The organism is Ruegeria discodermiae, from assembly GCF_030758345.1.
Taxonomy (GTDB): Bacteria; Pseudomonadota; Alphaproteobacteria; order Rhodobacterales; family Rhodobacteraceae; genus Ruegeria_C.
On record NZ_JAVAMO010000007.1, the window covers coordinates 165,292 to 178,250 of the forward strand.

Below are 12,959 nucleotides of genomic sequence, written 5' to 3' on the forward strand. Positions count from 1 at the left end.
CGGCCTGTATCCGGGACCCCTCGAAACCGATTGCCCTGATCCCCCTTCTCGACGCGTCGGAAAACGCCGAGGTCACGGCCTATTCGCAATCCCACAAGCCGGAACTCTATGTGTTCGATGACCGGATGGCACTCTGCCCGGTGGGTATCGAGGGCACGATCTTCGAGACCTGCGCCCGGGACCTGCCGGGTGCCATACCCCATGCGCTTTCGCCATCCGGCTGGCTGCGGGATACTGGGCAGCGCGCACAATGGACAACGACCGGACGGCTTGCCTATGCTGAGGTGACCAAGGAGCCGACCCCGGTCACTCCGGCTATGTCGTCGGACGAGACGACGAAAACACTGCTGGAAATGTGGCGTCGCTTTCTGCCCTCCGGCGCCGCGCCGACAACCGATGACAGCTTCTTTGCGCTTGGCGGCAATTCTCTTGGCGCAGTTCAAATCGTTGCACAGGTGCGGGACACCTTCGGTGTGGACCTGCGCGTGAAGGACCTGTTCGAGCGGCCGAGTGTTGGCGCGTTTCAAGGTTTTCTGGGCACCCTCGCGAAACCGGGCGAACTGACCGGAGAAGCCGAAGAAGACACCTCTGTAACGCTTGCCCCAGCGCAGGAGCGGATGTGGCTGCTGGACAATGTGGCGGCTGACAAGTCGGCCTATTGCATGTCGGGCGCCTTCTGGATTGGTGGTCGCCTGGACATGGACCGTTTGCGGCAGGCCCTTCGTGCAGTCGCGCAACGGCACGAGGCCCTGCGCAGCTTCTTTTCCGAGGCTGACGATGGCACGCCGCATATCAGCATCGCTGCGCAAGTCGAGCCAGCCCTGACGGTCGAGACGGCACCGGACGAGGCAACAGCTCTGGCGCGCGCTGCAGAGATGAGCGGGCAAGGTTTCGATATGTCCAGAGCGCCGCTCTGGCGCGTGCACTTCACGCAGGCCGGAGCCCGCACCCTGCTGACCATCAGCCTGCATCATGCCATCGCCGACGGCTGGTCGGTCGCCCTCTTCCTGCGCGATCTGACCAAGGCCTATCAGGGCGAGGCTTTGCCTGCCGCCAGCGGCGCTTACCGGGAGCATGCACGGCGCAGCCGGCTCCTGCTCGACAGTCCAGCGGGCGCGGAAAGCCGCGGCTACTGGCAAGAGACGCTCAGGGACGCACCGCAAGAGATCGCGCTTTTCACTGATCGGCCAAGACCGAGCGTCAAATCCTATCGCGGCGGCGTGGTTCATTCGGAACTTGACGCCACAACCGCGCAGGCGCTTCGCGCTCTGGCGACGGCGCAGCGCGGAACGCTTTATCAGGTGTTGATGGCGCTCAGCGCAACGCTGCTGCACCGCCATTCCGGGCAGAGCGATCTGGTGATCGGTAGCGTCGCCGCTGGCCGCCACAGCACCGAAGAATTCGACCAGATCGGCTGTTTCATCGAAAACTTCGCGCTGCGCCTCGATCTCGACCCCGAGACAACGTTCGAGACTCTCCTAGCCCAGACTGTCAAAAGGCTGACGGAGGCGCAGGAGCATAGCCGTTATCCGGTGGAACTGCTCGGCCAGTCGCGCGGGGGCACCGGCCGTGGCGGCAGACTGGGCCTGTTCAACATCATTGTCACGGTCGAGGAATTCACCGACGAGGCCCTGTCCTTTGACGGGCATCCGGCGCGCACCGCGCAACTGCCCAGCGTGATCTCGCGTGCGGATCTGATCTTCTACCTGCGCCCGTCGGCGAAGGGGATTGCCATAGAGATCGAATATGACGCCGATCTGTTCGATGCCGAAACCATCGAACGCATGGCTGAGCATCTCGGTCATTTGGCCGTGGCTGCGGCCAATGCGCCAACCGACAAGCTCTCCACGCTTCCCCTGATCGGCGCAGAGGAACGCGAAGCGGTCGTCAGCGGATTTAACCAAACCGCCACCGACTACCCGCGAAACAGAAATGTCGTCGATCTGTTCAGAGAGGTCGCGCAAAACTCGCCGGACGCCATCGCCCTGCGTCACCACACAAACAGCGTGACATACCGGGAGGTCGATCTCTGGTCCGACCGCATCGCCGCGGGTCTTGTCACACACCATGGCGTCAAGCCCGGCGATCTGGTGGCTTTGATGTCCGATCGTCAGCCTGCCCTGATCGCCGCGATGCTCGGGGTGCTGAAGGCCGGAGGTACTTATGTACCGATTGACGCCGATTACCCGGCAGAGCGCATTGCAACCCTGCTCGACATTGCCAAACCAAAACTTACGTTGGGCGGCGCGGGCGACGCTCGACCGAGCGACGCGGTGAAACTCGACGCGGTCGAGGTCGATCCCGACGGTGTTGCGCTGCCGGAAGTCGGGCCGGAGGCACCGGCTTATGTGATGTTCACCTCGGGCTCTACCGGGACACCAAAAGGTGTGGTCGTGCCGCATCGCGCCATCGTCCGGCTTGTGCGCAATAGCGATGTTGCCCCGCTCGGTGCGTCGGACACGCTGCTGCTGACGGGCGCGCTGTCCTTCGACGCGACCACCTATGAGATCTGGGGGCCGCTGCTGAACGGGGGCCGTCTTTTGCTGGCGGATCGGGAAACACTGCTCGACCCCTGGAGCATGGCCGAGGTCACGCGGCAGGAAAAGGTCACAGTGATATGGCTGACCGCCACGCTGTTCAATCAGTTCGCCGATCTCAATCCGACGGTCTTCGAGGGTCTGCACACCGTTCTGACCGGCGGCGAACGGATTTCCGCTCGCCATGTCGCGACCGCGATGACGGCGAACCCCTCACTTGTGGTCGTGAACGGCTATGGCCCGACCGAGAACACGACCTTCTCAGCAACGCATCGGATCGAGACCCCGCCTGAACCCGGTTCAGATGTCCCGATCGGGCGACCGATTGCCAACAGCACGATCCTGATCCTCGACCCGGCAGGGGCACCCGCGCCGGTTGGATTGCCCGGCGAAATCTGCGTCGGCGGTGACGGTCTCGCGCTTGGTTATCTCGACCGGGATGATCTGACGGCGGAACGCTTCTCGACGCACCCAGATTTCGGGCGCCTCTATCGAACTGGCGATCTGGGATTGTGGATGCCGGATGGCACCGTGCGCTATCTCGGACGTGGCGACGATCAGCTTAAAATCCGCGGGAACCGGATCGAACCCGGCGAGATCGCAGCCGTTCTGGAGGCGCTGGACGGCGTGCGGCAGGCCGCCGTCATTGCCCGCCCCGGACCGGCGGGGCCGGAATTGGCGGCTTATGTGGTGACCGACCCGCATCCGGACATGGCCCGGCTCAGGAAAACCCTTGCAGAACGTTTGCCCGAGGCGATGGTGCCCGCCCATCTGATCGCACTCGACGCCTTGCCGGTTGACGCCAACGGCAAGCTGGACCGCCGCGCCCTGCCGGACCCTGCCGATATCGCGCCCTCACCCACCGCCGGCCGCGCACCTGCCAACCGGATCGAGACCGAAATCGCCGAGGAATGGTCAACACTACTGGGTGCTGCGGTTTGTGATGTGGACGCTGACTTTTTCGCCCTTGGCGGCCACAGCCTGCTTGCGGTCCGCCTGATCAACCGGCTTCAGGCCCGCTACGGGCCTGTGGCGACCCTGCGCGACCTGTTCGAGCAACCGACCGTATCCGGCCTTGCCAGATGCGTGATCGACGGTCTGGCGGGCGGCACGAAACCCGCGCCAGCCCTGCTGCCGCTGCTGCCCGCCTCGGACGGCTACGCGGCCTCTGCGCAGCAACAGCGCCTCTGCTTCCTGCAAAAGCTTGACGGGCCGGGTCCCAACTACACCGTGATCGGCGGCTACTGGCTGGACGGAAGCCTTGACGAGGCAGCCCTTGAAACGGCGCTCGCAACCGTCTCCGCCCGCCACGAAGCGTTGCGCACCCGGTTCCAGAGCACTCGTGGCAAGATACGCCAATGCATCGACGCTGAGGCCACGCTTCGGCTGGAGCGACATGATCTGAGCGATGAAGACAACCCGACCAAGGCGGCAAAGCGTTTGGCGCGAAACATAGCTGCCGCACCCTGGGATCTGGCAAACGGCCCCCTCGCGCGCGCTGTCCTGATCAGGACAGCGCGCGACCGCGCGCTTTTTCTGCTCTCTCTGCACCACGCGATCTGTGACGGCTGGTCGATGGAGGTTCTGACGCGGGAGGTCACGACGGCCTATCTCATGGCCCGTTCCGGCGACGTTCCCGACCTTCCCGGTCTACCCTGCCAGCCAAAGGACATCGCAGCTTGGCAGACACAACGCCTTGCCGGGCCGGAGGGGAAGGCCGATCTTGCCTATTGGACCCGGAAACTGGACGGTCTGCCGCCGCCGCTGGACCTCCATGGTGGCCGGGCGAGCGACCTCGATCCGGCAGGTACGCTGGCGCATCGGTCGGTGGTGCGGCTTGATGCCCACAGAGCCGGTCTGGAGGCATTGGGAACTGCGCGGAAGGTCAGCCTCTTCACCGTTCTTGCTGCCCTGACCGCAGCCGCGCTCCATCGGTTGAGCGGGCAGACCGACCTGTGGCTGGGCACACCGGTCGCAGGACGGAACCGCCCCGAATTTGAGGATCAGGTCGGCTACCTGTCTGACATGGTTGTTCTGCGCAGCGCGATCGATCCTCAGGACGCCGTCGCCGGTTTTGTCGGGCAAACCGGCGAGGCGGTCGCCGCGGCGCTCAGCCATCAGGACATTCCGCTCGATGCCGTTGTACGCGCCCTCGGCCACGGCCCCGACCGCCCACTGTTCAATGCGATTGTCGCGTTGGAGGATATCCCGGCACTGCCGGAGCTTCCCGAGTTGACGCTGACACCATTCGATACGGGGCCAACCGGGCCGAAGACCGGTCTGAGTTTCACCTATCTCCAAGAGGCGGACGGAACGCTTTCCCTGCAGCTAGACGCCGATCCGGCGCAATTCACCGCTGAGCGCACCGAGCAGCTCGCCAGGACGGTCGAATGTCTGATCGCGTCCGCGATATGCGCGCCCGAAAAAACCCCCCTCGCTCAGCTGCGCCTGACCAGCCCCGACGAGAGAACCCGGCTTCTGGAGTCGTTTGGCCGTTGCTCCGACATATCGGCAACGCCCGCGACGACCGTGCTCGAAAGTTTCGCCACACAAGCCGCCAGCGATGGGGATGCCGCTGCGGTGACCGGGCCAGATGCCACCCTTACCTATGGTGAATTGGATATGGCGTCCAACGCCATCGCGCACGCGTTGCGCGACACTTTTGGTATAACGACGGGGGCGCGGGTCGGGCTGGCCCTGCCCCGCGATACCCGCCTGATCGCCGCGATGCTTGGCATTCTGAAGGCGGGCGCGGCTTATGTCCCGGTCGATCCATCCGCGCCGGTCGAACGGGTTGCAGGGATGCTTGCCGATGCAGAATGCGCCGCGCTGATCACCGATGCGACCGCACCCGGCGGGCGGTGGGGGCTTGCCGACCGCACGCTCGTGCTGGACGATCTCTCTGCCCGCGCCGCGACGCCTCCGAATGCTCAGCTAAGGCCCGACGACCTCGCCTATGTGATCTTCACCTCGGGCTCCACGGGGCGGCCCAAGGGCGTCATGATCGAACACCGGTCGGTCGCGGCGCTCGTCGCGGCGTTGCATCAGACGGTCTATGACGGATTGGAAGGCCAGCAGACCGTCGCGCTGGTCGCACCGCATATCTTCGACGCGTCGGTTCAGCAGATCTTCGCCGCGCTCTGCGGTGGGCACCGGCTCTTGGTGGTCGATGCCGAAACGCGCCGCGATGGGCGCGATCTGATGGATCTTTTTGCACGCGAAGCGGTGACTGTCTCGGACGCGACGCCAAGCCTGCTGTCCCTGCTGCGCAATTTCGGTTTTGCGCGCCGCAACGACCTGTGCTTGCGCCATATCCTTGTTGGCGGCGAGGCGCTTGCGACGGGGCTTGCCCGCGATATCCTCGAAGCGCCCACCTGCCCGATGCTCAAGCTGACCAATGTCTATGGTCCGACCGAAGCCACCGTTGACTGCACCGCGCTGACGCTTGCACACGCCGATCTGTCGGATGACGCGGTTGCAAGTATTGGCAGGCCGCTGGGTCAGGCGCAGTTGCTCGTGCTTGACTCATATGGTGAACCCGTCCCCGTCGGGACACAGGGTGAGATTCATGTCGGCGGACCCGGGCTGGCGCGCGGGTATCTGGACCCGGCTCTGACGCGGGAACGGTTCGTGGAACATCCGGAATTCGACCGCCTCTACCGGACCGGTGATATGGGCCTTTGGGACGAGGATGCAAAGCTGCACTTCCTTGGGCGTCGCGACGATCAGGTCAAACTGCGCGGCTATCGCATCGAACTGGCCGAGGTCGAGTCCGGCCTGAGCAGGATCAAGGGTGTCCGCCACGCGGCCTGCATCCTGAGCGGTCAAGGCGAGACCGCACAGCTTCTGGGCTTTGCCCAATGCGCCACGCATGCACCAGCCGACCTGCGCCAGGCTGCAGCAGAGCATCTGCCGGACTATATGATACCTGCCGATATCATCCGGCTCGACGCTCTGCCGATGACGCCAAGCGGCAAGGTGGACCGTCTCGCTCTGGCGGCACTGGACCGGCCAAAAAGGCAACATGCCACCCATTCAACCGGCCCCGACACCGATCTCGAACATGCCGTCGCTCAAATCTGGGCGCGGGTCATGGACCGCCCGATGGATGACATGCAGGCCGACTTCTTCGCCTGCGGCGGGCATAGCCTCGCCGCAGCGCAGTTGATCAATCTGGTGGAAGAGGCGTTTGCCGTCACCGTTTCACTGCGCGCCTTCTTTGCCGAACCGACGCCCGCCGGGCTCTGCGCGCTGATCGAGGCCGCGCCGGATGCGCAGGCGGATCTACCGGCGCAGCAGGACGGAGACGGTCTGCTTTCACCGGCGCAGTACCGGCTCTGGGCCATCGACCAGATGCATGGGGACAGCGCGGGCTACGCCATGCCCGCCGCGTGGCGCGTCACCGGCGCATTCGATCCGGATGCCTTTGCGCGCGCAGCGGATATGCTGGTGTCCAGGCACGACGCCTTGCGCACGCGTTTCGAAATGCGCGCGGGCCGCCCCGTTCAGATCATCGATGCAGCAAGCCACGCAGATATAGCGATGGAGGAAATCGCGCCCTGCGACGACTCCATGGCCGAAGCGCTTGACCGATGCGCAAAAGAGGTTGCGTGCCCCTTCGATCTGGAAAACGGCCCATTGCTGCGCTTCCGCCTGTGGAGCATAGACGAACATAATCATGTTCTCTTCGTGAACGCGCATCATATCATCGTGGACGGCCAGTCGCTGGACATGATGGCGAGGGACCTCTGGTCAGCCTACGCATCAATCGCGGCAGGCAAGGCACCGGAACTGGGACCCGACGCGCCCTCATTCCAGGACCATGTCGCAAAAATGCGCGCCCGGGCCGACGGGCCAAAAGCGCAATCGGACTTGCGCCGCTGGCAGGAGGTTCTGACCCCCCTGCCCCCACCGCTTGATCTGCCGATGGACCAAACAAGGCCCCCGCTGCGCAGCCAGAGCGGCGCATCGCTCGATATCCCGGCGGCACAAAAAACGCAGGCCACTTTGGCTAAGGTCGCCAAAGCACAAGGCACAACGCCTTTTGCAGTGCTCACCGCTTTGAGCGCTTATGCAATGTATGCCCTCTCCGACCAGCAGGGCATGTTCATAGGGGTTCCGCTCTTGGGCCGCCCGGATCGGGACAGCCAGTCCGTCATTGGTCTTTGTACCGAGACCGTGCCATTGCGCGTCACGCTGGACCCGCATCAGACGTTCGGCGCGCTGCTCACACAGGTAAAGAGCAACCTTGCCGAGATGCTGGACCGTCGGGACTGCCCGTTCGACCGGATTGTCGAGGCGATCAAACCACCCAGCAGGCCGGACCGCTCGATCCTGTTCGACGTGATGGTCAGCTACCGCAGGACCGATCCCGAGGCCGCCCCTTGCGGGCTTGATCTGACGCCGTTGCCGTTGCCCGTGCAGGGCAGTCAGCTTGATCTGACATTGCTGTTCGCCGAAACGCCCGAGGCGCTGACGCTTTCGCTGCAATATGATGATGCCCTGTTCGAGGCAGATCGTATTCGTGGCATCGGCAACTATGTCCTGTCGCTACTTGACCGGATCGCTGCGTTCATCGACCAGCCGATTGCAGCCCTGCCGCGGCCAGATGTGCGACTGCTGGCGGGACCGGTTGAGACAGCGCCAGCAGCCCTTGCGCCAAGCGGGTCTGCCCCCGGCTCCTGCGATAAGATGCTTGATCTGTGGCGCGATGTTCTCGGTCAGGCCGAACTTGGCCCGGACGACAATTTCTTCGCTGCTGGTGGGCACAGCCTGACCGCAGCACGGCTGGTTCAGAAGGTCTATGCGGAGCTCGGTGCCGAGATTAGGCTGAGCGACGTGATGCGCAACCCGACCGCCGCCGCCCTTGAGAGACATCTGCAAGAGACGACACCCGACCCGATCAACCCGGTAAAGCGCCTGCCGGAGGCTGCCGATTATGCTCTCTCGCCCGCGCAACGCCGCTTTTGGGTGCTTGAACAACTCGAAGGGCAGGAGGGCTATGGGCTGTTGCCCGGCGTGGTCGAATTGACCGGCGCGCTGGATCAAGAGGCACTGACCAGCGCTATCGACGCCCTGTGCAGCCGCCATGAAGCGCTGCGCACAGTAATTTTGACGGATGATACAGGCGTGCCACGTCAGCGCATCCTGCCCGACGGCGCAAAGCTCATCACAATAAATCTGAAAGGTTCCGATACCCCGGAAGCCGAGGCAGAGGCATGGCTAAGCCCGCTTTTGGCACGGCCTTTCGACATCGGGTCCGAAGCCCTCTTCCGCATCGGCCTCGCGCAGATCGGCGCTAAGCGGTTCCTTCTCGGCTTCTGCCTGCATCACATGATCGCCGACGGGTGGTCCATGGATGTCCTGATCCGCGATCTGTCGATGCTTTATGCCGCCGCTCGGGGCGACGCGACCGGGCTCCCGCCGCTGAAACGGCAGTACCGTGATTGCGCGGCGCATCAGATCACGCAGGCGGCGAACACTGCCGGTCTGGATTACTGGCAGGCCAGGCTCTCCGGTCCCCCGCCCCGCCTGGACCTGCCCACCGACCGGACACGCCCGACGCGCCAGGATGTCAGCGGTGAAGTTATGTCGTTCGAGCTGGACCCCGCGCAGGCCGAACCGCTCTGGCGCATGGCGGAACAGCACGATACCAGTCTCTTTGTCATCCTCACGGCGGCCTTCCAGACGCTGCTCTATCGCTATGCCGGGCAGACGGATCTGACACTCGGCACACCGGTGGCAGGGCGCGACCACCCCGACTACGCCGATCAGGTCGGGTTGTTCCTGAACCAGTTGGCGCTGCGCGTGGAAATTGACCCACAGGCCGGGTTCGCTACGCTGCTGAAGCGCACCGCAACGACGATACGGGAAGCGCTCGAACATCAGGACACCCCGTTTGATCTGGTTGTGGAGGCGCTTGACCTGCCGCGCGATCCAGCGCGCAGCGTGCTCTTCGATGCCATGATCGTCATGCAGGACCCGGATCATGCCGAGTTGACACTCGGCGACGTGCATGCGCAGCGCAAAACGCCGACGGCATCCGTCTCAAAGACCGATCTGACGCTCATTGCCGAACCAAGCGGTGCGGCGGTACGCCTGCATTTCGAATATGCGACGGCGCTCTTCGACCCTGACACAATTGCGCGGCTGATCGATACATTCGGCAAGATCCTGACCGAGGTAGCGGCCGATCCGGACACGCCGCTGGATGCGCTCGAAGTCGCTCCCGCGCACGACCGGCAGTCAATGCTGTCCTGGGGTGGTCTCACGGGTGACCTGCCGCAATCCGACGGAACCATTCTGGAGTACATCGCGAAGGCCGCCGCGCGCGCTCCAACCGCTCCGGCCACAAGCGACCGGACCCAAGCCCTGAGCTACGAGACCATCGTGCAACGTTCCGACCATCTGGCCCGGCAACTGGTCCAACGCGGGGTCGCCCCCGGCGCGAAAGTGGGTATCGAACTGGCTCGAGACGCTGACCTGCCCGCCGTGCTATTGGGTGTTCTGAAAGCCGGAGCAGCGTTTGTACCGGTAGACCCTGTGCTCCCCGAGGCACGGTGCGATCTGCTCATTGCCGAGGCGGCTTGCGCGCTGGTTCTGTCCGGCAAGCCGGATGGAAAACAGCGGATAGATATCGAAATGCTACTGGAAGCGCCGGACACCAAACTGCCGCTGCCCGAAATCACTCCGGACATGCTGGCCTATGTTCTATTCACGTCCGGCTCGACCGGCAAACCCAAAGGCGTGATGATCGAGCATCGCGCACTTGCCGCGTTTTGCGGGTCCCTGCCGGATACCTTCGGGTTCGGCCCCAAGGATCGGATCGCGGCGCTGACGAATATCAGTTTCGACATCTCGATACTCGAATTGCTTGGCGGGCTGACCCTCGGGGCCTGCGTGACCACCATTGACGGCGATGATGCCGCCGTGCCAGCGCGCACCCTGAAGGCCCTGCAGGAGCAGCGCGCGACAGTGTTGCAGGCAACGCCGACCCGGCTGGCCCTTCTGATGGACGAAGCCGCAAGCAACGGACCGGATGTGTTCGCACAAGGAACCGCGCTGCGCGCCGTGCTCACCGGCGGCGAGACCGTGCCGCAGCACCTGCGGGAGCGTTTGGCGCTGCTTGAGCACCTGAATGTCTACGAGGTCTACGGCCCCACCGAAACAACGATCTGGACCTGCGCCCGACCGGTCACGGGCTCGGCCGCCGCCGATCTCGGTCGGCCCCTGCCCGGCGAAGGCCTCGCAGTCCTCTCCCCCGAAGGCGCATTGCAACCAATCAACGCTGCGGGAGAGATCACTATATTCGGCGCGGGTCTGGCACGGGGGTATCTGGACGATCCCGAACGGTCCGCTCAGACCTTTCCCGCCGCTGGTTCGCCGATTGTTGGCAGACGCTACCGCACCGGCGACCGCGCCCGTTGGAGATCGGATGGCCGGCTGGAATTTCTGGGCCGCACCGACAGCCAGATTAAGCTCAGGGGACACCGTATCGAACTCGGAGAGGTGGAGGCCGTTTTGTCAGTGCAGCCCGATGTCCTTCAGGCTGCGGTCGAAGTGCGGGGCGCGGATACTGACGCGATGTTGGTCGCGCATGTGACAAGCCGCGCCTTCGACAGACAGGCGCTGCTCGCAGTCTTGCGTAAGACGCTGCCCCCCGCGGCAGTGCCGGGCCGTGTGGTGATGCATGACGCTCTGCCGCTGCTGCCCTCCGGCAAGATCGACCGGCGCGCGCTCGCGCAGATGGCCCTGCCGGAACCGGCGCAATTGGAAAAACCCACGCGCGAGGGCGCCTATAATGCGGCCGAGGCCGAGATCGCGACCGTATTCGCCGACCTGCTCAAACTGAAATCCATCGACCCCGAAAGCAGCTTCTTCAACCTGGGCGGGCAGAGCCTCATGGCGGCGCAGGCCGTGCGACAACTGCGTGACAGGCTGGGTGTCGGGATCGATCTGGGTGATATTTTCGCGGCTCCGACGGTACGCTCGCTTGCCGAAACCCTGCAGACGCGCGCTCAGGCAGACTGGCCGCCGCTGGTCGCCTCGAAAGATGCCGATGCGTGTCCTCTGGCCCATGCGCAGCGCCGCATCTGGGCGGCGGAACAACTGTCGAGAGTACCCGGGGCCTACATCATCCACGCCGCGATGGAGATCAAGGGCAGGTTACGGGTCCGCGCACTCAAGAGCGCGTTTGATCAGGTTATCGCCCGGCATGGTGCGCTCAGGACAGCTTTTGTGACCGGCATCGACGGGCCGCGCCAGATCGTTCATGACGCAGTGCCCTTCAAGCTTGGGCGGGATCGCGCCCGGGATGCTCGCGAAATTTCCAAGCTTCTGGACCATGACGCCTCCCACCCCTTCGATCTGTCCCAAGCACCGCTCTTGCGGGCACGCCTTATCGATACCGGCAAGTCGGTTTCCATCCTGTCAATGGCGCTGCACCATACCGTCGCGGATGGCCGGTCGCTCGAACTCTTCATGCGCGATCTTGAAACAGCCTATCAGGCCGCAGCCGCAAAGCGCGAATGCCCGCTGCCCGCGCCGCCCCTTCAATTCACGGACTTCGCCAAGTGGGAAAGCCAGGTTCTGGAGGCGCCGTCGATGCAGCAAGACCGCGACTTCTGGCGTACCGCCCTGTCCGATCTCCCGGCCCCGTTCGACCTGCCCATCGGTGCACCGCGTCCAAAGCGGATAGAGATGGAGGGCGCGACCATCCGCGCGCATCTGGACGCCGATTGCGCCGCGGCGCTTCGCGCATTTTCCGCTGCAGAGTCGAGCACGCTGTTTTCCGTATTTCTGGCCGCGGTGACCGCGATGGTGCATCGGCTGACCGGTCGCGAAGACATGGTCATCGGCACCGTTACGGAAAACCGCAACCTGGCGGCGCTCGACGGAATGATCGGCTGTTTCGTCAATGTCCTGCCCCTGCGGATGACTCTGGCGCAGGACATCACGGTCGCCGGGCTGGTGCGCGAGGCGCGCGAGGTTGCGGCCCGGTCGCTGCGTCACGGTCATGTTCCCTTTGAAGAGATCGTCCGCCTGTCTCAGGCCCCCGCGACGCCCGACCGATCGCCGCTCTTCGACATTGCGGTGACTTGGAACGACCTGGATCACACCGCGCGGAGGGACTTTGCCGGACTGCCCCTCACCGATGTCAGCCCGACGCCCGGCTTTGCCAAATACGACATGCTGATCGTCTTCTCGCCCAATGCCGAGGGCGGCATCGATTGCGCCATCGAGCACCGCCGGGACCTCTACAGCCCTGAGAGTATCGAAGAAATGTGGAACTGGCTGAGTCAGATTCTGGCCGAAATGGTATCGGCGCCCGATCTTGCAATCATTGATCTGGAATTTGGCGCAGAGGACAGCGCCAGCTTCGAACCCGACACCACCGACATCGTGAGCATACTGGATATCTGA

The 12,959-nt window shown here is 64.1% G+C and carries 1 protein-coding gene (running past one end of the window); it reads left to right on the forward strand.

Annotated features, from left to right (window positions below; genetic code table 11):
- Nucleotides 1-12,959, forward strand: partial view of a non-ribosomal peptide synthetase/type I polyketide synthase gene (locus Q5Y75_RS16630; protein WP_306199486.1) — the 3' portion only. 9,691 nt of this gene lie to the left of the window's left edge; only the last 12,959 of its 22,650 coding nucleotides appear in the window; its start codon lies off the left edge, out of view; it ends in the stop codon at nt 12,957-12,959.